The sequence below is a fragment of the Pseudarthrobacter sp. IC2-21 genome, from assembly GCF_034048115.1.
GTDB lineage: Bacteria > Actinomycetota > Actinomycetes > Actinomycetales > Micrococcaceae > Arthrobacter > Arthrobacter naphthalenicus.
Genome location: NZ_CP139145.1, coordinates 4,009,467 through 4,030,896, shown reverse-complemented (window position 1 = coordinate 4,030,896; position 21,430 = coordinate 4,009,467). Strand labels below are relative to the sequence as shown.

18 protein-coding genes are annotated in these 21,430 nt (G+C 67.1%); 7 read left to right on the top strand and 11 right to left on the bottom strand.

The annotated features are described in order from the left end of the window. Nucleotides 1–32 precede the first annotated feature (32 nt). Both SBP01_RS18625 and SBP01_RS18620 read left to right on the top strand, forming a co-directional pair. Nucleotides 33–1,805: a dihydroxyacetone kinase family protein gene (locus SBP01_RS18625; protein ID WP_320536866.1), complete on the top strand. Its 1,773-nt coding sequence runs from the start codon at nucleotides 33–35 to the stop codon at nucleotides 1,803–1,805. Beyond that, nucleotides 1,802–2,353, top strand: coding sequence for an RpiB/LacA/LacB family sugar-phosphate isomerase (locus tag SBP01_RS18620; protein ID WP_320536865.1), 552 nt, complete (start codon nucleotides 1,802–1,804; stop codon nucleotides 2,351–2,353). The genes SBP01_RS18625 and SBP01_RS18620 overlap by 4 nt, the downstream gene beginning before the upstream one ends. A 21-nt stretch (nucleotides 2,354–2,374) precedes the next feature. Here the strand turns inward: SBP01_RS18620 and SBP01_RS18615 are convergent, their stop codons facing one another. From SBP01_RS18615 to SBP01_RS18590, 6 genes are all read right to left on the bottom strand, one after another. Continuing rightward, nucleotides 2,375–3,481: a sulfite oxidase gene (locus SBP01_RS18615; RefSeq protein ID WP_320536864.1), complete on the bottom strand. Its 1,107-nt coding sequence runs from the start codon at nucleotides 3,479–3,481 to the stop codon at nucleotides 2,375–2,377. A gap of 120 nt (nucleotides 3,482–3,601) precedes the next feature. Beyond that, nucleotides 3,602–4,015: a DUF4282 domain-containing protein gene (locus tag SBP01_RS18610; protein ID WP_320536863.1), complete on the bottom strand. Its 414-nt coding sequence runs from the start codon at nucleotides 4,013–4,015 to the stop codon at nucleotides 3,602–3,604. Between the two features lie 120 nt (nucleotides 4,016–4,135). Then, nucleotides 4,136–4,933 (bottom strand): SDR family oxidoreductase, encoded by a 798-nt coding sequence (locus tag SBP01_RS18605; protein ID WP_414004310.1) that lies wholly within the window; start codon nucleotides 4,931–4,933, stop codon nucleotides 4,136–4,138. 72 nt (nucleotides 4,934–5,005) lie between these two features. Beyond that, nucleotides 5,006–6,010, bottom strand: a complete 1,005-nt coding sequence (locus SBP01_RS18600; RefSeq protein WP_320536861.1) for an aldo/keto reductase family protein — start codon at nucleotides 6,008–6,010, stop codon at nucleotides 5,006–5,008. 107 nt (nucleotides 6,011–6,117) lie between these two features. Further along, nucleotides 6,118–6,312 carry a hypothetical protein gene (locus SBP01_RS18595; RefSeq protein WP_320536860.1) on the bottom strand — a complete coding sequence of 65 codons (195 nt, stop codon included), beginning with the start codon at nucleotides 6,310–6,312 and terminating at the stop codon, nucleotides 6,118–6,120. A gap of 192 nt (nucleotides 6,313–6,504) precedes the next feature. After that, entirely contained in the window at nucleotides 6,505–7,368 is an 864-nt protein-coding gene (locus SBP01_RS18590; RefSeq protein ID WP_320536859.1) for a hypothetical protein, read from the bottom strand. Nucleotides 7,369–7,612: 244 nt separating this feature from the next. Here SBP01_RS18590 and SBP01_RS18585 point away from each other — a divergent pair, with 244 nt between their 5' ends. Beyond that, nucleotides 7,613–8,008, top strand: coding sequence for a YchJ family protein (locus SBP01_RS18585; RefSeq protein ID WP_320536858.1), 396 nt, complete (start codon nucleotides 7,613–7,615; stop codon nucleotides 8,006–8,008). Here SBP01_RS18585 and SBP01_RS18580 read toward each other — a convergent pair. The 3 genes from SBP01_RS18580 to SBP01_RS18570 all read right to left on the bottom strand — a co-directional run bounded on the left by SBP01_RS18580 (nucleotide 8,005) and on the right by SBP01_RS18570 (nucleotide 11,403). After that, nucleotides 8,005–8,949, bottom strand: coding sequence for a hypothetical protein (locus SBP01_RS18580; RefSeq protein WP_320536857.1), 945 nt, complete (start codon nucleotides 8,947–8,949; stop codon nucleotides 8,005–8,007). The two genes, SBP01_RS18585 and SBP01_RS18580, sit on opposite strands and share 4 nt — an antisense overlap. Before the next feature lie 62 nt (nucleotides 8,950–9,011). Then, nucleotides 9,012–11,039 (bottom strand): acyl-CoA dehydrogenase family protein, encoded by a 2,028-nt coding sequence (locus SBP01_RS18575; RefSeq protein WP_320536856.1) that lies wholly within the window; start codon nucleotides 11,037–11,039, stop codon nucleotides 9,012–9,014. Between the two features lie 61 nt (nucleotides 11,040–11,100). After that, a complete protein-coding gene (locus tag SBP01_RS18570) occupies nucleotides 11,101–11,403 on the bottom strand; it encodes a hypothetical protein (RefSeq protein WP_275215803.1) in 303 nt (100 codons plus the stop codon). 308 nt (nucleotides 11,404–11,711) lie between these two features. Here SBP01_RS18570 and SBP01_RS18565 point away from each other — a divergent pair, with 308 nt between their 5' ends. Genes SBP01_RS18565 through SBP01_RS18555 form a run of 3 tightly spaced genes read left to right on the top strand, consistent with a single transcriptional unit; the run spans nucleotide 11,712 to nucleotide 17,409 of the window. Continuing rightward, the gene (locus SBP01_RS18565) at nucleotides 11,712–13,169 is read left to right on the top strand and encodes a DUF3375 family protein (RefSeq protein ID WP_320536855.1); all 1,458 of its coding nucleotides are present in this window, start codon (nucleotides 11,712–11,714) and stop codon (nucleotides 13,167–13,169) included. After that, entirely contained in the window at nucleotides 13,169–13,969 is an 801-nt protein-coding gene (locus SBP01_RS18560) for a DUF4194 domain-containing protein (RefSeq protein WP_320538387.1), read from the top strand. Before SBP01_RS18565 ends, SBP01_RS18560 begins: the two co-directional genes overlap by 1 nt. Then, nucleotides 13,966–17,409: an ATP-binding protein gene (locus tag SBP01_RS18555; protein WP_320536854.1), complete on the top strand. Its 3,444-nt coding sequence runs from the start codon at nucleotides 13,966–13,968 to the stop codon at nucleotides 17,407–17,409. Before SBP01_RS18560 ends, SBP01_RS18555 begins: the two co-directional genes overlap by 4 nt. A gap of 133 nt (nucleotides 17,410–17,542) precedes the next feature. Here SBP01_RS18555 and SBP01_RS18550 read toward each other — a convergent pair whose 3' ends face one another. Together SBP01_RS18550 and SBP01_RS18545 are read right to left on the bottom strand one after the other, a co-directional pair. Next, entirely contained in the window at nucleotides 17,543–18,106 is a 564-nt protein-coding gene (locus SBP01_RS18550) for a TetR/AcrR family transcriptional regulator (RefSeq protein WP_320536853.1), read from the bottom strand. Beyond that, nucleotides 18,103–20,073 carry an MFS transporter gene (locus tag SBP01_RS18545; protein ID WP_275215807.1) on the bottom strand — a complete coding sequence of 657 codons (1,971 nt, stop codon included), beginning with the start codon at nucleotides 20,071–20,073 and terminating at the stop codon, nucleotides 18,103–18,105. Before SBP01_RS18545 ends, SBP01_RS18550 begins: the two co-directional genes overlap by 4 nt. Nucleotides 20,074–20,313: 240 nt before the next feature. Between SBP01_RS18545 and SBP01_RS18540 the strand changes: the two genes are divergently transcribed. Next, nucleotides 20,314–21,423: an ABC transporter substrate-binding protein gene (locus SBP01_RS18540; protein WP_275215808.1), complete on the top strand. Its 1,110-nt coding sequence runs from the start codon at nucleotides 20,314–20,316 to the stop codon at nucleotides 21,421–21,423. Nucleotides 21,424–21,430: the final 7 nt, after the last annotated feature.

The following is a 21,430-nucleotide window of genomic DNA, read 5'->3' as shown; positions in this document are numbered from 1 at the left end:
CCCCAAAGCCCAGGCACGTTAGAGAGCCCACCATGACCAAGATTTTCAACGACCCCTCCGAATTCGCCGAAGAAGCCCTGGCCGGATTCTGCGACATCCACTCCGGCCTGGTGCGCCAGGTTCCCGGCGGAGCCGTGCGGCGCCACCGGCCGGCCAAACCCAAGGTGGCCGTCCTCGCCGGCGGCGGCTCCGGCCACTACCCGGCGTTCGCCGGGCTGATCGGGCCCGGACTGGCCGACGGCGCCGTGGTGGGAAACATCTTCACCTCGCCGTCCGCGCAGCAGGCCTATGCCGTGGCCAAGGCCGCTGATTCGGGCGCCGGCGTGGTGTTCACCTACGGCAACTACGCCGGTGACGTGATGAACTTCGGGATGGCCAGCGAACGCCTCGCCGCCGAGGGGATCCAGGTGGACAACGTCCTGGTCACGGACGACATTGCCAGCGCACCGCCGTCGGAATCCGAAAAACGCCGCGGCATCGCCGGTGACTTCACGGTCTTCAAGATCATGGGCGCCGCAGCCGAAGCGGGGGCGGAGCTCGCCGAGGTGGTGCGGCTCGGCCGGAAGGCCAACGGCCTCACCCGGACCATCGGCAGCGCCTTCCACGGCTGCACGTTCCCGGGCGCGGACGCGCCGCTGTTCGCGCTCAAGGACAAGCAGATGGGGCTCGGCCTGGGAATCCACGGTGAACCCGGCCTGTTCGACACCGACCTGCCCTCCGCCAAGGAACTGGGCCAGGAATTCGTCACCCGGCTGCTGGCCGAGACGCCCGAGGGGGCCGGCGACCGGCTCGCGGTCATTCTCAACGGACTGGGCTCCACCAAGCATGAGGAACTCTTTGTCCTCTGGCTGACCGTGGCACCGCTGCTCCGGGAGGCCGGCTACACGCTGGTGCAGCCCGAGGTGGGTGAACTGGTCACCAGCCTGGACATGGCCGGGGTGTCCCTGACCATCACCTGGCTGGACGAGGAACTCGAGCCGCTGTGGACCGCCCCTGCCGAGACGCCGGCCTACCGGCGCGGGAACACCGCGGTCCAGTCGGGGGAGGCCTCCGGAGAGGAAACGTCCGACGCCGGCGCCGCACCCACCGCTTTCGAGGCCACCGAGGATTCGCGCGAGTATGCGGCCCGGTGCCTTTCGGCGCTGGATGCCGCCCGCGACAGCCTGCACGCAGCCGAAACAAAGCTCGGGGACATGGACGCCATCGCCGGAGACGGTGACCACGGCCGCGGCATGGTCCGCGGCATCGACGCTGCCACCGCGGCAGCCGCGGCTGCCGCCCGGCAGGGCGCCGGCGCAGGATCGGTCCTCATCGCCGCCGGCGATGCGTGGGCGGACAAGGCCGGCGGCACGTCCGGGGTCCTCTGGGGTGCCGGCCTGCGGGCTTTCGGGGAAGCGCTGGGGGACCAGGTCAGCCCTGACGTATCCCAACTGGCGGCCGGGGTGGCCGCCTTCACGGACAGGATCACCGGCCTGGGCAAAGCCGCCCCCGGCGATAAGACCATGGTGGATGCCCTGGTGCCTTTCACGGAGACGTTGACCCGGCTGGCTGCGGACGGTACGGAACCGCACCGGGCGTGGGCTGCCGCCGCCGTCGAAGCGACGGTTGCGGCCCAGGCCACGGCATCGCTGCGGCCGTTGAAGGGCCGCGCCCGGCCGCTTGCCGAAAAGAGCGTGGGCACGCCGGATCCCGGTGCCACGTCCCTGGCAATGATTTTCACCGTGATGGCTCCGTCCCTGGCAGGCTCGGGCCAGCCAACCCCTGCCGCCGCCGCCATCAGCCAGCCGCAAGGAGCACTCTCATGATCACCACGCAGGAAGCATCCACGCCGGAAGCAGCCACGCCGGAAGCAGCCACATCGGAAGCAGCCACATCGGGGAAGCCCGGACTCCGCCTCGTTGTGGGGGCCGATGAAGCCGGGGTGGACTACAAGAACCGCATCCTGGCCGATTTGCAGGCCGATCCCCGGATCAGCGAAATCATCGACATCGGGGTCAACCGGACCGACGCCCCGGAAGACTTCACCAGGCCCTACCCCTACGTCGGCATCGCCGCCGGGGAACTGATCCGCGATGGCAAGGCGGACCGCGCCATCCTCTTCTGCGGCACGGGCATCGGGGTGGCGATTGCTGCCAATAAGGTGGACGGCATCCGCGCCACCACCGCCCACGACTCGTTCTCCGTGGAGCGCTCGGTGCTGTCCAACGACTGCCAGGTGCTGACCATGGGGCAGCGGGTCATCGGCGTGGAACTCGCCAGCCGGCTGGCCCGCGAATGGATCGGCTACACCTTTGATCCGGCGTCGGCCTCGGCGGACAAGGTCAAGGTGCTCACCGCCTTCGAAGGCTGCTGAGCGTCCGGTTCCGGGCGGGACCTATTCCACCGTGACGCTGACCCGCTGCACCACGTTGTTGCCCATCCCCTGGTAATTCCAGTTCTGCCCCAGGGGCTGGGTGGCGCCGGTGCTGTCCATGGCCCGGCAGGAGAGCTCGTGTTCGCCGGGATCCGCCACCCACGGCAGCGTCCATTTGCACCAGGCGAACGGACCGGCAGGCTTTTCCAGGTGCGCCGACACCCACTGGCCGTCGATCCCCACCTCAACCCGGGTGACAGCGCCCTCGCCGGACCAGGCCCTGCCTTGCAGCGTCACCGGCCCGTGCGGCAGCACCCGCTTGCGGGTGAAAAAGTCCGGGACGCCCGGCGGAACCATCAGCGAACGGATCCTGATCCGCGAAACCGGTACACCGGCATCGTGCGCGTCCGCCTGGTACTGGTAGGCCACCTTCTGTTGGAAACCCTCAAACGGAACCCTCACCACATCAATGGACTGGAGCCACTTAACACTGGCCATGCCGTACCAGCCCGGAACCACCAGCCGGAGCGGATAGCCGTGCTGGGGAGGCAAGTCCCTGCCATTCATCTTGTAGGCAAGCACGACGTCGGGCCGCAGCGCCTCACGAATCGGCAGGCTGCGTGCGTACTGCTGCCGGACGCCGCCCTGGATGCCCGCGTCCGCGCCGGTGAAAACAACCTCCACGGCCGAATCCAGCACCCCGGCCTGGGCCAGCAGATAGGCCAGCGGCACACCGGTCCACTCGGCAGTGCCCACCCCTTCGAGGATCCACGGCTGGCTCAGCGGCCGGGGCTGGAGCAGCGACCTGCCGTTGCCCGCACACTCGAGGGTGACTGGGACCGTGATGGCGGGGTCCCGGTGGAGGGCGGCGAGACTGAGCTCAAGCGACCGCTCAACAGCTCCGTTGACCATCAAGTGCCAGGGCCCTGCTCCGGGTTCGGGGATGTCGAAGTGCGTAAGGACATAATGCAGGCCCGGGGGAGTGAAATCCTGGCGAAGAGCCTCAAGCGGCAAGGAATGGTTGCGCACCGCCAGCTGCAGTTCCTCAAGGGTGAGCGGGCCGGTTGTAGGTACGCCCGAATGCGATGCCAGACGGGAGGACTGCTGGTGCTTGTAGATCTGCTTCATGGCGGTGCGATTCTGCTCGGTACGGCCGGGCGTCTCCCCTCTTCATAGGTTTACGCCCGGCCTCCCGACGGGTCAACGGCCGGGACGCATCCCGGCGGCAGAGAGCCCGATGACGTGCCGCTACTGGGCCGGCGGCTGGTAATTCGGCGGGTAGTTCGAAGGCGCTGCCGGCTGCTGGCCATAGGACGGGCTCCAGCCTTCCGGCGCCACCGGACTTCCCGCGCGGCCGGCCTGGGCAGATCCCGGAGGTGTGCCGCCCTGGAGCCGGAGGAGCTCTGCGGTGTTTTCCGCGGTGCGAATGCCTGCGACCAATGACTCAAGGCCGATCCGAGCCAAGGCCAGGTAGATGAGCACCACCAGCGGGCCGATGATCAGCATGACCAGGATGCCGAGCATCACGTTGCGGGAGGCGAACGAAGCAATCACCATGACGATGTAGCCAAGACCGAGGGCAACCATGATCAGGATGTAGACGATTCTGGCGATTGATGGCGATACGAATCTGGTGAATGACAGGTCGAACAGGTTTTTCATGGGTCCCCCATTTTTAAGTTTCCGCTGTTCAGGCGGTTATTGCTGACGGTGCCAGCCTAGCCGCTGGCGCTGATCGCCAGGCCCGCACGCCTCGCAGGGAAGGGTTAACCCCTGGCGGGGTTACAGCTGGGGCTGCGCCAGGAACCCGGCCAGGCTCAACGGGTCCCGGCCGGTCAGTGCATGCACATCCGGTGAGAGCCCGGCCATTTCCCCCGCGGCGATTGCCGTGTAGGTGCTGACCCAGGCGTCCACCTGCCAGGGCGGTGCCCCGTTGGATGCCCGGGAGGCGTAGGCCTCTTCCACCGTTTCCGGGTGATAGGTGACGGTGCGCCCGGTTTTTGCGGTCAGGATGTCGGCGGCGGCCGCGATGGTCAATTCCTCGGGCCCGGTGAGGTTGTACGTGGTTCCCACGTGGAGCGCGGGATCCCTCAGCACCGCCACCGCACACCGGGCAATGTCCTCGCGGGAAACCGCGGAGACCACGCCGTTCCCCGCGGGCCCGCGGATCACCCCGTCTTCGCCTGTCAGGAGCGGCAGGAAGTCCAGGTAGAAGTTGTCCCGCAGGAAGGTGTAGTTCATGCCGGAGGCCTTGATGCGTTCCTCGGTGGCGAAGTGGTCCCGGGCCAGCGTGAAGGTGGCGTCCGGGGCGGCACCATAGAACGAGGTGTAAACGACGTGCTGGACCCCGGCCGCAGCAGCCGCATCAATAAAGGTGTAGTGCTGCTGCAGCCGGTCCTCGGCCTCGGCCGCGGACACCATAAACAGGACCTTGACTCCCTCCAGAACCTGGCGTGCCGAATCCGGGTCCGCATAGCTGAACACCAGCGGGTCGGCGCCCTCGAGCTCAGGGGCGCGGCCGGCGTCGCGGACCAGCAGGCGCTGCGCCTGCCCCACGTCCGCGAGCTGCCGGGCCACCATCCCGCCCAGGCCGCCGGTGGAGCCGGTGACAGCGAGATCGGACAGGTTCGGAAGGGAAGCCAAGGGGTCTCCTTATGCTTCGCGGGTGGCGGGCGAGGTGGTTTTCGCCGGATCGCGCTCCGCGAGCGAGCCGATGGCGTCGTCGATCTTCTTCAGCACGTCAGGCTCGAGGGTCACCCCTGCGGCAGCCACGCTGTCGGCGATCTGCTCAGGGCGCGAAGCCCCCACAATGGCGGAGGCCACGTTCGGGTTCTGCAGGACCCACGCAACCGCGAGCTGCGGCATGGTCAGCCCGGCTTCCGCCGCGATCGGCTTGAGCGCCTGGACGCCGGTGAGGACGTCATCGCGCATCCAGCGTTCGATCATTTTGGCGCCGCCCTTGCTATCCGTGGCGCGGCTGCCTTCAGGTGCAGGCTGGCCGGGCAGGTACTTTCCGCTCAGGACGCCCTGGGCCATGGGAGACCAGACGATCTGCGAGATGCCCAGTTCCTCGGACGCCGGCACAACCTCAGCTTCGATGACCCGCCACAGCATGGAGTACTGCGGCTGGTTGGAAATCAGCTGGAAGCCCAGCTCCCTGGACAGCCTGTGGCCCTCGCGGAGCTGCTCGGCGGTCCATTCGCTGACACCGATGTAGAGTGCCTTGCCCTGCCGGACGATGTCCGCGAACGCCTGCATGGTCTCTTCCAGCGGCGTTTCGAAGTCGTAGCGGTGCGCCTGGTAGAGGTCCACGTAGTCCGTCTGCAGCCTGCGCAGCGAGCCGTTGATGGACTCCATGATGTGCTTGCGGGACAGGCCCACATCGTTCTTTCCCTTGGGACCGGTGGGGCCGAAGACTTTGGTGAAGATCTCCAGGGATTCGCGGCGCTCACCCTTCAGGGCCTCGCCGAGGACAGTTTCCGCTGCCGTGTTCGCGTAGACGTCCGCCGTATCAAAGGTGCTGATGCCGGCGTCGAGCGCCGCGCGCACGCACTGGGAGGCGACGTCATTCTCCACCTGCGAGCCGTGGGTCAGCCAGTTGCCGAACGTAATTTCCGAGACTTTGAAGCCGCTGTTTCCGAGGTATCTGAATTCCATGGTCCCCACGCTAACGGAGTTGGTTGCTCAGGGTAAGTGCCTGTCCGGTTGCGTGGCCGGGTTTTGGCGCTGGTGGCGTCCGACGGCGTTGCGCCCGGTTCCGGCGGTCAGCGGCGGCGGAGTTCCGCGTACTCCAGGGACGGGACCACCGCCCCGGCATCGCGCTCCACGAAGTTGGTCCCGGGCGGCACCAGGTCATCGATCGCATCCAGCACCGGCTCGCTCAGCAGGGTGTCCGCAGCCAGGAGCTTGCGTTCGCTGGAGGGCCCGGAGATGTCATAGCGGCCCGGGAGCGAATGCACCCGGGTGCGCGGCTTGCCGGCGTCCAGGACAAAATCGCCGGACAGCCAGGTCCCTTACTCCATGCTGGTGCGCGGCAACGAGCGGGATGCTGTCCGCGGCGCTGCCCGAGCCTTCGCCAAAGTTCATGGTGCCCAGGGTGAGCGGAGCCCGGGCCGTGACGAATTATGAAGACCCGCGCTGCGGGCTGAAGCTCACTTGTTGTTGTTGGCAGGCAGCTTGCGGAGCAACTTCGCGTGACCGGTCAACGAGACGAGCGAACCGGTGTCCAATGGAGAGGCCGGTGACTGCGGCTTCGTAAAGGAGCGGGCAGCGCCGGGGGCGGGGACCGCGTCGCCGGTCCCCGCAGTCTCTTCGGTGTCAGGAGTTCCGGTGCCCGCGGGCACATTCCGGGTTGGCCCGGTGTTCCCGGGACCGGGAAGGTCCTTGCGTGCGGGAACGTCCTGGTGCAGCGCGGACTGCACGAGCGGGGCCACCGCTTCCACCTTTGCCGCAGGAAGGGAGGGCGCCGGAAGTTCGCGGACTGTCACTTTGATCTCGGGGGCAGCGGCGCGTGCCCTGGCTACGGCGCGGGCATCGGCCTCGGCGACGGCCGCGGCCCAGTCTTCGGCCAGCGCCTGCTGTTCACGCCGCGGGGCACCGGGCAACGGGTGGCGCGTGGCGCCGTCCTGCAGCCGGGCGCCCTGGCTTGATGTTTTCAACCGGCCCCAAACATTAGGCCGGCCCATGCGTCGGACCCCGGCAACAAAGGCCGCCGCGCGGGGAACCCCGGCGCGGGGCGGCGTGGCGGCGGAGGGCGCGGCAGCGGCGTCGTCGTGCGTTGTCCGGGGTGCATCGGACGGATGCCCGGTCGCCCCGGTCAGGTGGACCAGCGGAAGGGTTTCGTTCCGGGGGAGCCGGCCAAACAGCGCCTGCACGGCGAGAACCAGGAGCCGCCCGACGCCGGCGAGCACCAGCGTGAGGATGACCAGCAGGAACAGCCCCACGAACATCAGGAACGCCAGCCCCAGGGTGCCGAAAAATGTCAGGTTGAGAGCGATCGTTGCTGAATCTCCCACGTCATCACTCCAATCTGCCAGCGGCGGAGTCCGTGCCGGCAGCCACCACCCGGGCACCAAACTCCTCCACTACCTTACGGACTATTTTCCGGACACGCGGCCGGTTGCGGGGGTGCGCTGGAGGTTGTTTCAAAGCTGTTACCGGATATGACAAGGCGCCGGGCCGCCTGTACCGCCACCTATAGTCGGTAGGAAAAGCAAAGCAGCCGGGCTGCAGCCAAGCCCACCCTCAAAAGGAGCGCCAGTGAACGCCAAACCGGGCCCTGCCGGCAACTGCCCCTGCCTGTCAGGGGAGGCCTATCCCGAATGCTGCGGACGCTTCCTCAGCGGCGCAGCGGATGCCGCCACCGCCGAGCAGCTCATGCGTTCGCGCTACACCGCGTTTGTGCTGCTCAACGCGGAGTACCTCAAAAATTCGTGGCACCCCAGCACCCTGCCGGCGGACCTGGCGCTGGATCCCGGGATGGAGTGGCGGCGCCTGGACATTGTCTCCACGCACCGGGGCGGCCCGCTGGACACTGAGGGCGTGGTGGAGTTCAAAGCGTTCTACCGGCACGACGGCGAACGCGGAGTTCACCACGAAACCAGCCGTTTTGTGCGGGAGAACCGGCGCTGGTATTACCTGGACGCCGTCGCTTAGCTTTCGCTGTGCGTCTCGTCCGGGGTGAACCCGGCCCGGTCAACCTTGCGGTGGAAATGCATCCCGGCCAGGCCGCCGAGCACGGCCCCCACCAGGGCAACCACGGCCACCACAACGGCGGCGATGATGCTGGTGACGGTCAGTTCGCCTTCGTTGATGGGGATGCGGGGGAAGCTGTTGAGATTGGCCAGGACGTTGAACTGCTGCCCCGCGATCAGGCCGAGCACGGCCACCACAACGGCGGCGATCAGGGCCCACACCCACACCATCATGCCCTGCTTGGCGCCATTGAACCGTGCCATCCGGCCGGCCACGTAGCCGCCTGAATAGTAGGAGACGAACAGGATGACCAGCAGGACAATGATGCCTACCAGCCCCACGGTGCCGTTGGTGGTCACCTGGTTGACGGCCGCGTTGACGTCCGTATTGTTCGCCAGCCCCACCGCGGTACCAGCCGCGGCAACAAAGGCCGTCAGCAGGACGGCCATGCCGGTGGCGGCCAGCCAGCCGAAAAATGCTGACCCCACCTTCACGCCGCCGAACTGTTCCTTCTCGCGGGCCACGGCGGTCTGCTGGTCAGTCAGGCGAGGATCCGTCAGGCGCGGATCGATGACGGGTGTTGTTACCGCCGGTTCCGCGCTGAGAGGTTCAGTGGCATACGCTTCCGCGCTGACCGGTTCTGCAGCGTACGGCTCCCTGGCCGGGGTTCCGGCCGGGTAGGCCGGTTCCGCCGTGTAGGCGCGCGCCTCGCGGGACCGCTCAGTGGAAGCCGGCCCGGCGTAAGACTGATCGGCGTAGGGCTGTGTCTGGTCCATGGCGCGTGTTGGCTCGCCGCCCGGCCCGCTGCCGGTGAAGGCTGTTTCGCGGGCAGTTTCGCTCCTCAGATTCTCCTTCCGGTTGCGCCGCGGAAGTCCGTCCCCTGGTTCCATGTGGTTGCTCATGCCTCAACTCAACCACTGGTCAGCGGCGATAACAAGGGTACTTACTATTGCCGGGGCCTGGCCTAGCGGTAGCTGCGGTGCAGGTTTTCCTTCGTGGAGGCCCGGGGCGTGGCGTCCGCGATCCACGGCCCGGTGCCTTCGGACTGGTCCAGGATTCCGGCCTCCAGCCAGGTGTAATCCCCGGCCAGGACCTTTCCGGTGAGCGCGTGATCGGAGTCGTCCGTGTTGCGCCAAAGCTGGTCAAAGTACTCGTCAATGCGGACGCGCGACTGCTCACAGAACGCCTCGGCCAGCTCGTAGGCTCCCGCGGCATGTTCCGGGGCGGTGCGGAGCAGCATCTCGGCCCGTGAGCAGGTTGCCGCCATGGCGAAGAGCTCGGCGCCGATATCCACCACACGGCCCAGGAACGCCTGCTTGTATTCCAGCTTCGCCTGCCAGCGTCCCATGCCGTAGAACGTTTGCCGGGCCAGCCGACGTGAGGTCCGTTCCACAAACCGAAGGTGCTTGGCCAGCCGGCCGAAGTCGCTGTAGGAGCGGGGGTCCATCCCGGCGCCGGCCACGAGTTTGGGCAGCCACTTCGCGTAAAAACCTGAGGCCCCGACGGCGGCCTTCGCCTTGTCCTGCAGGCTCGCATCCACGGAGGCAAGATCGCCGGCTGCGGCAAGGTGCGCGTCCACGGCCTCGCGGGCAATGAGGAGCTTCATGATCTCCGAGGAACCCTCGAAGATGCGGTTGATCCTCAGGTCCCGCAGCTGCTGTTCGGCCGGGACCGCGCGTTCCCCGCGGGCCGCCAGCGATTCTGCTGTCTCAAAACCCCTACCGCCGCGGATCTGGACCAGTTCATCGGCGATTCTGCAGCTGATCTCGGTGGACCACAGCTTCGCCAGGGCGGCTTCGATCCGGACGTCCTTCTGCCCGGCGTCCGCAAGTTCTGCAGACAGCTCAAACACGGCGTCAAGGGCGAAGGCGGACGCGGCGATGAAGGCGATCTTCTTGCCCACGGCTTCGTGTTTGCCCACCGGCTGGCCCCATTGGGTGCGGGCGTTGGACCATTCCCGGGCGATCTTCAGGCTCCAGCGGCCGGAGGCCACGCACAGGGCCGGCAGCGAGAGGCGGCCCGTGTTCAGCGTGGTGAGTGCGATCTTCAGGCCCTGTCCCTCGCGTCCCAGCCGGTTTGCCGCGGGTACCCGCACCTGATGGAACCGGGTCACGCCGTTTTCGATCCCCCGCAGACCCATAAACGCGTTGCGATTCTCCACGGTGATGCCGGGGGAGTCCATCTCCACCACGAACGCGCTGATGCCGCCCTTGTGCGCCGTGCCGTCGGCGTCGGTGTGGGCCGGAACCAGGGCCATGACCACCACCAGTTCGGCGATCACCCCGTTGGTGGTCCAAAGTTTCACGCCGTCCAGAACGTAACTCTCGCCGTCGTCCGTGGGAACGGCGGTGCTGCCCATCCGGGCGGGATCGCTGCCCACGTCCGGTTCGGTCAGGAGGAAGGCGGTGATGGCCCCCGCGGCGCAGCGCGGCAGGTATTCGCGTTTCTGCTCAGCGGTGCCAAACACTTTCACGGGCTCCGGCACGCCGATTGACTGGTGGGCCGAGACCAGGGCGCCGAGGCTTGGATGAACACTGCCCAGCAGCGCCAGGGACCTGCCGTAGTAGACCAGGGACAGGCCGAGCCCGCCGTATTCGCGGGGGATCTTCATGCCAAAGACGCCAAGCTCCGCCAGGCCGCGGATGTATTCGTCAGGGATTTTTGCGTCCCGTTCGATCACGCGGCCGGACATGGTGCGGGCATACGCCGTGAGCCGCTCCATGAAGGCTTCGCCACGTTCCACGTCCTCAGCCTGGGCCTTTGGCCAGGGGTGAATCAGGCCGAGGTCAAAACTTCCCAGGTACAGTCCCTTCGCGAAGCTGGGCCGGTCCCAGCCGGTCTCGCGGGACGCCTCGGCCAGTGCACGGGCATCAGCGGCGGTGGCTTCCGGGCCGATGTTGCCGGCGTCCACCGGAACATCGGCGTCCGGGGCGTCCACTGGAGGCGCCTCGGGGGCGGCCTGGGTAGCGGAACTGTCAGTGGCGGAGCTCATGGGGTATCTCCTTCGCCGGATGGCCGGTACTAGCCATGGATCCGCCGGGTTGGAGAACCCTTTAGCTGTCTCCCAACATTACCCGCGGGTAGGTTCCCGTGCTAGGGGCAGGCTGCCCTTGAAAGTCGCCGGGGAGTTCGACGTTGCCGGCTTGGCGGACCAGCCGCTCCCACCCCCGGTTGATGCCGTGGACCACTGCCAGCAGCGAGGTGGATGCCAGGAACCAGGCCAGCTTGCCCACCCCAACCAGGACCAGGGCAACGAACCCTGCGGTCAGGACAAAGGCCACGATGACCAAGGCGAAAATCATGGTTCCGATGAACACCATGGTCGCCGTTTCCACTGAACTTAAGTCGAACTGCATTCTTCCCCCTGCGCCATTGCTTCGGTCGAGCCAGTAGGACTGAGCGTAGGGGTTGCCGGCTGCCCCCAGCCAGACACGGGGCCGCCCCGGGCGGGGGTTGATATGGGATCGCAATGCTACCCGCAGGTAGGTCACGGGGCGGTCGCGGAAAGCCTGCACGCTCCTCCCAACGCGGGGTCACTTTGCGCCCAATAACGCTCCCCAATCCGGCGTCATGTGACTCCGCGTTGGTTGCACGGGCGGCTGCGTTAACCTTGTAGTTGGCAGTTTCCTGCCGAAACCAACCCCCAGCTGTTGAAGGAGAGTGCGTGCCCCGCTCCGCCAGGTCATCCGCTGACGCGATCAGCGCCCGGCTCCGGGACCTCGAACTCCTCACCAAGGGCCCCGCCTGGGCGCTCACCCGCTCCGCACCGTGGGTGATCGCGGTGCTGCAGGCATCCTTCACCCGCACACGCCCGCAGCTGCCGCTCGAGGAGTTCCACGCCGACGTCGACTCCTTCCTTGAGCAGTTGCGGCGCCAGGAGCCCGGCGGGGCCGCCGCCGGGACCTCCACCGGCAGGAACTATGCGGACGAATGGACCCGCAAGAACTTCCTGACCCGCCGCAACCAATCCGGGCAGATCGTCTACGAAGTCACCGAGCCTGCCGCACGCGTGCTCGCCTTCCTGGACAGCCTCTCCAGCGAACGGTCCACCCTGAACGGGTCCCGGCTGGGAACCCTGCTCGGCGATGTGGAGAAGCTCGCCAACGAAACCAACCCGGACCAAAGCGCCCGGCTGGAATCGCTCGAGGAAGAGATCGGGGAACGGCAGCAGCTGATCCAGGACATCAGCAGCGGGGATTTTGACGGTCTGCTCGATGACGACGAAGCCGTGGAGGCCGCCGGAAACATCCTGGACCTCGCCGCGAGCCTGCCCGCCGACTACAAAAAGATGCGCGACCGCATCGAAGAGCTGGTGGGTGAACTGCGCAACCAGATCATCGAGGAGTCGCTGAGCAAGGGCGCCACCATGGCCCAGGTGCTGGAAGCGGACAAGCGGCTCCGGCAGAGCCCCGAGGGCAGGACCTTCCGTTCCTTCACCGCTTTCCTGGACGATCCGCAGCAGCAAATGCGGTTCCGCTCGGCCATCGGCGAGGTCCTGAGCAGGCAGTTCGCCGATGACCTCACGCCCGAGGACCGCGAGACCCTGAAGAACCTGGTGGCCGAACTCCGCCACCAGCACGGCCAGATCCAGCGCATCTACGGCAAGCTCAGCGAAAGCCTGAACACCTACGTCCAGAGCGACGACTTCCGCCAGTCCGTCCGGCTCCGGAAGGTCCTGCGCGAGGCCGAGCAGGCCATCAGGTCCCTGCCGTACGAACGTGAACGGGCCAGCCTGGTCCGGGGGCCGGTGCTGTTCAACGCCGGCTTCGAATCCCTGGCCATGGTCAAGCTCTATGACCCGGACGAGTTTGCCGTCCCGCCGAAGCTCGCGGACCCCATCGCCTTCAGCGACTCGGACCGTGTGCGCTCGCCGAGGACAGGCAAAGCCCGGCCGGAGGCGATCCGTGCCGCCGTTGCCGGTGCCGCTACCCTGGCCGAGGCCTGGGCGCAGCTGCCCGCCGAAGAGCAGCACATCAACTCCATCCGCGCGCTCCTTGCGCATGCCCTCCAGGAAGGCGCGGCCTTCGACCGCGAAACCTGGGACGGCCTGGACTTCGAACAGATCGACGGCACCACCCGCAAGGCATACCTGCCGGTGGTCACCCTCAAGAAGGATTCATGATGACTGAAGACATGACGACGGCGGCAGCTTCCGTTGAGGAGGATGCCCGCTTTGCGGGGGTGGCATCGGGCGCTGAGCGGACCATTGCGGCAGCCCTCACCCCGCGCGATACCTTTGTGGACGGTGCGGCGCTTTTCCCGGGCGACACCGGCGTGCTCCCGATGAAGGTGCGCCAGGCGCTGGTGAAGCTGCTGAAGGGCCCCTACGTGGACGGCGGCCGGGACGAGAAACTGTGGACCACCCTGCTGGATAACCAGCTGATCCTGCGCAGCCGGCTGTCCGAGGTCTTCCTGACCCTCCAGCTGGACCACGAACGCAAGATCGCTGTCCTGCGCCCGGTGGACCCGGACGCCATCGGCGGCAGCACGCGTTCCAGCATCCTGCGCCAGCAGAGGGCGCTCAGCCGGGTGGAGACCATTGTGCTGCTCCGGCTGCGCCTGCTGCTGGACCGCCACGTCACGGCGCAGACCGATCCCACCATTACCCGCGAGGAGATCGCGGATCTGGTGGCCCACTACCAGCCCGCCGGCCAGCAGGACGCCCTCCGCGACTCGGACGTGGTGAACCGCGCCATCACCAAGCTCCTGGCCCGCCAACTCCTCCTCACCACCGGCCTGGAAGACGTGTACGCCATCTCCAACGCCCTGCCCCTGGCACTCCCGTTCGAAAACATCGGCGACATCCCGGCCCAGATCGAAGCCCTGGTAGCAGCCACAACAGACCCCACCGGCACCGAGCCGCTGCTGGAGCTGGACCACGACGCGGAGACTGAAACCGCCGAAACCGAGGAGGACAAGTGAGCGTCGCGACCATGCTCCCCATGGGCGAGCTCACGAACCCGGGCCAGATGCGGCTCGCCTTGGTGCAGGTGGTCAACTGGGGCACGTTCCACGGAGCTCACACCATGCACGTGGACCGCAACGGAACCCTGCTGACCGGCAACTCCGGCGTCGGCAAGTCCACGCTTTTTGACGCCATGCTGCGGGTGTTTGACGCGAGGCCACGCTCCAACGAGGCCGCCGCCCAGCGCGCCGGCGGGGCTGTGGAGGACAAGAGGACCACGTTCACCTACATGCGCGGCAAGGTGGGCGACAAGGCGGTGGGCGAGGGCTCGGCCAGTGCGTTCCAGCGTCCGGGTGCCACCTGGTCCGCCGTCGCGCTGACCTTCGATAACGCCGCAGGCACCCGCGTCACCGTGTCGGCCCTGTTCGATGTGCCCAAGAACGGGACGGAGTCCAGCGTTGGACGTTTCTACCTGATCGACAACAAGCCGCTGGACCTGCCCGCCATTGAGGACATCGCCGAGAGACGCTTCACCAAGGCCGCACTGGAAGCGGTCTTCCCCGACGCCCAGATCTTCGACGTCCACAAGGCCTTCGCGGAGCGTTTCCGCCGCCTGCTGGGGATCAGCTCGGACCAGGCCCTGCCGCTGCTCCGCGTGATCCAGGCCGGCAAGGGCCTGGGCGGAAGCGTTAACACCTTCTTCCGCGATCAGGTCCTGGACGCCCCGGCCACCCTGTCCGCGGCGGACGCGGTGGTGGAGGAATTCAGCAACCTGATGTCCATCCGGCAGCGGCTCGAGGACGTGCGTCAGCAGCGCGACCAGCTGGCCCCTGTGCCGGGCCTGAACAAGGAATACGCACAGTCGCTGCTGGACGCCAACCGGCTCCGTGAGCTGGCCGGCGAGGAGTTCGAGGCCTACAAGCAGCAGCTCGCGGTCACCGTGCACCAAAAAACCCTCGCCCGCTTCAAGGAGCTGGCCCAGGCCAAAGCCAAGGAACTGGGCGCCGAACGGACGGTCCGTGACGGGCTCGCCAAAGAGCTCCGGGAGCTCGAGGCCGACTACAACAACCAGGGCGGCAACGCGATCTCCGCGATCGAACAGTCATTGGAGAACGCCAGGGTTGGCCTGCGGCTCCGCGAACAGGTGGAGGAAGCCGCGCGCACCGCCCTGTCCGACGCCGGCCTGCAGCTTGACTGGTCAGCGGAGGGCTGGGAACAGGCCCACGAGCAGGCGGCCACCCGGGCCGCTGAGCTCAAGGACGATTCCCAGGCGTTGCAGGACCTCCGGTTCGAAGCGTTCGACGGCCACGCCACCAAAAAACGCGAGCTCGCGGCTGCCCAGCAGGAGCTCCTCTCGCTGAAGACGCGCAAGTCCCTGCTGCCGCCGTCGAGCATTGAAAACCGGGCGGCGATCGCGGCGGCCACCGGCGTCCCCGAGGACCGGATGCCGTTTGGCGGCGAGCTGATGGACCTCGCCGAGGGGCAGGAACACTGGCGGCCGGCCGCCGAGCGCGCGCTCCGCAACCTGGCCACCACGCTGCTGGTCCCCGGCGAACACTTCGCGGCGGTGACCCGCTACCTCAACGACCACAAGGTGCGCGGCGCCCTCCGCGCCGTGGACGTCTCCAAACCGCTCGCGGGCGGCGCCCTCGCCGTGGAGGACGTGCGCGACGGCGACCTGCTCACCAAGCTGGATATCCTCGCCAGCGGCGCGGTGGCCGACGCCGGGGAATGGATCCGCGAGCGGATCGCCCTCGATTTCGCGTACCCGTGTGTCGAGGACCCTGACGAGCTGGCGAAGCTGGACAAGGGCCTGAGCCTGGGCGGGGTGGTCAAGCGCAACCGCCACACGGTGGAAAAGGACGACCGTTTCACCGGCCGCCAGGACTACGTGCTCGGCTTCGACAACGCCGCCAAGCTCGAACTCGTGGCCGCCCAGGTGGCGGACCTGCAGCAGGAACTGGCCAAGGCCGCCGAACTGGCCCAGAGCCGCGAAGAGTCCCATCAGGGCATGAGCCGCCAGCTCGACGCCCTCCGGCGCATCGCCGAGGACCACCGGCCCTGGGAACAGGTGTCCGCTGCCGTGGCTGCCGAGGAACTCACCAGGATTGAACAGCGGCTCAAGGACGCACTGGCGGCCCAGGCGGACCTGGAACCGCTGCGGGCCAACATCGAAACGGCGCGGCAGAAACACCAGGCAAGCACCGAGGCCGCGGCCGTCCTGCAAAGCGAATACAAGGCACTGGACCGCCAGCTGAGCACTGCCGATTCACTGCTGGAAGCCGCACGGACCCGCCTCGCCCAGGCGCCGCCGTCGGAAGCTACCGTCACGGCACTGGAGCCGTACTTCGCCGATTTCGGCGAGGTCAGCGAAATGCATGAGCTGGACAACCTGGCCAACCGCGTCCGCACCGAACTGCTGGGGGAGCTGCATACCGCAGAGACACGCGGTCAGGCCACGTCCGAGCGGCTGACCAGGATCTTTGAGGGTTTTGTGCGCGAGTGGGGATCCGCGATCTCGGCGGACCACGGCACTTCGATCGGCGCGGCGGGGGAGTTCGAAGCCCGCTACCACGCGATCGTCAGCGACGGTCTGCCCGCGCAGGAGAGCGAATTCCGGCAGTTCTTCAACCAGCGCACGCACGAATCCTTCAGCACGCTGCTGCACCTGCTGGATGAGGAGCGGCGATCCATCACCAGCCGCATCCTGCCCCTGAACGGCATCCTGTCCGAGGTCAACTTCCACGAGGGAAGCTTCCTGGAGCTGGACATCAAACAGACGCTGCCGGCCACGGCGAAGCAGTTCAAGGACGCCATCCACAACGCGCTGAAGGCCCGGCATGCGCGGCCCGCCCGAGGCCCCGCGGGGCCGGCTTCAGGGGCGGAAGCCGATGACGATGCCGAGCTGACCGCGCGCTACAAAACCCTGGAAACGCTGGTGAAGCGGCTCGGATCGCCCACGCCCGAGGACCGGCGCTGGCGCGCGGAAGTCCTGGATGTGCGCGGCCACCTGTTCATCCAGTGCAAGGAGCACCGGAAGACCGGCAAGAAAACCGACGTCTACATGCACGCCGATACCGGGTCCATGTCCGGCGGCGAGCGGCAGCGGTTCACGGCGTTCATCATGGCCGCCGCGTTGAGCTACCAGCTGGGCATTGCCGAGCAGGGGTTCACCACGTACGGCACGGTGATGATGGACGAGGCCTTTGTGCTGGCGTCGGAGGAGTTCGCCGGTGCCGGCATCAAGGCGTTGCACGAGTTCGGGTTCCAGCTGCTGCTGGCCGCGCCCGAAAACGTCATCGACCTGTCCCGGCACCTGGGCTCCGTCACCGAAATCCTCCGCGACAAGCGCACCAACCGCTCCGGGGTGTTGACGGCACCGGTGATCCGGCGCAGCCCCGGCTCCGAGGGCGAATGGCGGTCCGAGGCCAACCCGGTGGACATCGTCCTCCGCTAACCCTGCCGCCACCCAGGACGCTCTCTCACTTAATGTGGATTTTTGACCATCCCTCTCTCACTTTCTTGAAGAGAGTGAGAGAGCGTCGCCCAGAAGGCGCATTAAGTGATGGAGCGTTGGGAAATTTCACGCATTAAGTGAGAGAGGGTTTCCAGGGGGCGGGGGGCGCGGCGTCGATCTGGGCTTGGATGATGGGCCCGAAGTGGGCCACGAGCTCGTCAAACCCCCAGTGGTCGAACAGGCCCAGCGTGCGGAGCGTCTCGCCGAACCCGGTCATCAAGGCGATCACCGTCGCGGACGCACGCCTATCGGGCGAGGTGTCGCCCATGGCGCGGGCGACGGCGGCGAGGTAGCGTTCGCGGATCTCGGCGCGGGCAGCGTCGGGGTCCGGGGCGTCCTGGATGGCGAACGGGATCATGGCCCACGGCTCCTGCACGCCGCGCTCCCGGCGCATCAGGACCCGGAACACCAGCGCCCGGCCAAGTTCCGACGTCGGGACGTCCAGGTCGGTGAGGAGCGATTCGTCCGGTTGGGCCGCGGCGAAGAGTTTTTCCTTGGAGCGGAACAGCTTCATGACCAGGGCCGCCGAGATGCCGGCGTCGGCAGCGATGTCCCGGACTGTCACACCCCGGTATCCGCGTTCACCGAAGAGGCGCCTGGCGGACTGCAGGATGGTGTCATGGCTCGGGCTGCTCATGCCCGCACCGGTTCGTCCGTGTTTTCCTCTGAAAGCGGCGCGGCGAGGTCCAGGGTGACGGAACGGCTGTCCACGGCCAGTTTGCCGGCCAGCGCCTGGTGGGTCACCGGATGCAGCATGCTGACAACGTAGCGCCCGGCCGGCGGCAACGGAAAAGCGTACGTGCCGTCGTTGCCGGTGTGCGTGGTTGCCACGTGCTCGCCCGTCGCCTGCAGCAGCGTCACCACGGCACCCGGGACTGCGCGGCCGCCAACACTGACAGTGCCGCTGAGTTCCAGGCGCTTCGCCAGGAGGAAGTTGTGCTGGAGGGTGCGGCCGTCGAAGTCGAAGACCTGCGCCAAAGGCGCCCAGCCGCCCGCATTGGCCACAACGAGGTATTTCCCGGCACCGGGCAGCGCCACCGAATAGTTGCCTTCCGCGTCCACCCGGCTCCAGTCCACCGGCTCGCCGCCGGTCCGCAGAACGGTGACGACGGCGGGCGTGAGGGGGCGGTGGTCCGCTGCCAGTACGCGCCCTTGGACCACGAGTTCGCTGACCGCGCCCACGGGCACCGCCGGGCGGGGTGCCGCCAGCCGCGGGATGAACACCGCGGCAAGGATGGATCCCGCCGAGGCCAGGGCTGCCATCCAGAAAACGTCCTTGAACGCATCGAACGAGGGAAGGTGGGCGGCGCCCACCGTGAGGGTCACGGAGGTGAGGACGGCTGCGACGGCGGCGCTCGACGTCGAGGTGCCGATGGACCTGACCAGGCTGTTCAGTCCGTTGGCGGACGCCGTCTCGGTGATGGGAACCACGCCCATGATCAGGGTGGGCATGGCCGCGTAGGCGATGGCCGTTCCGATGCTGACCACGGTGGAACCGATGATGACTGACGCGATGGAGTCGTAGAAGAACACGCGGCCCACGTAGCCGGCAATCATCACGGCGGCACCGGCAATCAGCGCGGTCTTGCCGCCAAAAACGCGGATCAGGCGGCCGGAAACGGGTGCGAAGATCACCATGGCGAGTCCGGACGGGACCATGCACAGCCCGGCTGTGATGACGCTCAGCTGGAAGCCATAGCCGGTGGACGCGGGCAGTTGAAGCTGTTGCGTCGTGAGCAGCATGTTCGCGAACATGGCGAACCCGATCAGCAGGGAGGCCACGTTGGTCATCAGCACCGGGCGGCGGGCGGAAGTCCGCAGGTCAACCATCGGATGGCTGACCTTGAGTTCGTAGGGCACCCACATGGCCAGCAGCACCACGGCGCTCAGGAACAGCAGCAGGACCGGTTCCGAGCCCCAGCCCCACGAACCGCCCTTGGAGATGGCCAGCAGGAGGGCCGCCAGCGCACCGGACAACACCACGGCCCCGGCGTAATCGAAGCGCCCCGGCGTACGGACCTTCGATTCTGGGACCACCAGCACGACGGCCAGGAGCAGCAGCGTGCCGGCCGCGGCGGAGACCCAGAAAATGGACGCCCAGCCGAGGCCCTCGTACAGCACGCCGGCCAGCGGCAAGCCCAAGGCACTGCCGATGCCGAGGGTGGCGCTCATCAGGGCAACCGCCGATCCCATCTTTTCCTTCGGCAATTCGTCCCGCATGATGCTGATGCCCACGGGAATCAGCGCTGAGGAGAACCCCTGGAGGGCCCGTCCGATGATGAGCCACAGGAAGGACCCGCCAACGCCGGCGATGACGGAGCCCGTCACCATGATGGCCAGGCAGATCACCATCATCTTGCGCTTGCCGTACATGTCCGCGCTGCGGGACACGATCGGTGTTGCCACCGCGCTCGAGAGCAGCGTCGCAGTCACGAGCCAGGAGGCGTCGTCGGCGGTTACGCCCAGGATGCGGGGGAAATCCGGAAGCAGCGGGACCACCAGCGTCTGCATCAGTGATACCACCGTGCCGCTGAGCGCCAGGACTGCGGTGATGAGCGACGGCGCTGGGCTGCGTTGGGGACGGGCGGCGGTGGTACGGGGCATCTGCTGCTTTCGAAGGGAGCGGGGCGTGGGAAGCCGGGGCGGGAACGCGGCCAGCAATCCACGCGAGGCGGTGAACGGGCGTTTACCCTTCCACCAGTGAACCACCGTTCACCCCCGAGTCGCAATCTGCGGGGCGCGTTTTCTTCGTCACATGAGTAATTACGCAAGGCAAAGCTTTCGTAATTGCCATGAGGGTAGGCTAGCCTTATTTAGGTTTGCTTCACTGACCTAAGGAGTTTCGTGACTTCCCCCCTCTTCCGTGGCCCCAGCGCCACACGCCGGACCCTGTTCAAAACAGCCGGCAAGGCCTCTGCGGTGCTGGCAGCAGCGGCACTCAGCCTTTCGGCCTGCTCCACAGGTCCTGCCGCGGGTCCCGCGGCGAGTACGCCCGACGCCGGAACCTCCAGCAGCTCCCAGTTCCCTGTCACCATCAAGCACGTCTTCGGCGAGACCACCATCAAGGAACGGCCCACACGCGTGGCCACCGTCTCCTGGGTCAATGACGATGTGGCCATCGCCCTCGGCGTTGTACCCGTGGGTGTGCCCAAGAACGAATGGGGCGGCAACGAACAGGGCTCCACGCCGTGGAAGGACGCCGCGCTCAAGGAACTTGGCGCCGGATTCGGCACGGCCAAGGCGCCGGTTCAGTACTCGGAGGCCGACGGCATCAACTTCACCGAGATCGCCAAGCTGACCCCGGACGTCATCCTCGCCGCGTACTCCGGGCTGAGTGAAGAGGACTACCGGAAGCTCAGTGAGATCGCCCCGGTTGTGGTCCACCCCGAGGTTGCCTACGGGACGTCCTGGCAGGACTCCACCGCCATCATCGGCAAGGCGCTGGGCAAGGACGCCGAGGCCACCAAACTGATTTCGGCCACCGAAGCCACAGTGAAGAACGAAGCTGCCAAGTACCCGCAAATCGCCGGCAAGAGCTTCATCTACGGCTACGCAAATCCCGCAGATCCAACGGCCACAGGCTTTTACACCGCCAACGACAACCGTCCGAGGTTCCTATCTGCGATTGGTATGACGCTCGCCCCGGTCGCCGAAAAGGCCTCCGCCGGCTCCAAGGAATTCTTTGTACCCTGGTCCGCCGAAAAGGCCAACGAACTGGAGTCCGATATCTTCCTGAGCTCGGTGGAGGACACCGCCGCCGGCGAGGCCGTCAAAAGCGACCCGCTGCTGGGCCAGATCCCGGCGGTCAAGCATGGCGCATTCGTTGCCGATGCGGACAAGAGCCTGGTGCTGGCCATCTCCGCGTCCTCGCCGTTGAGCCTGCCCTGGGCGCTGGACACGTTCCTGCCGCAACTCGCCACCGCCGCGGACGCAGCCGCCGGCGCGACGAAGTAGGCACCAT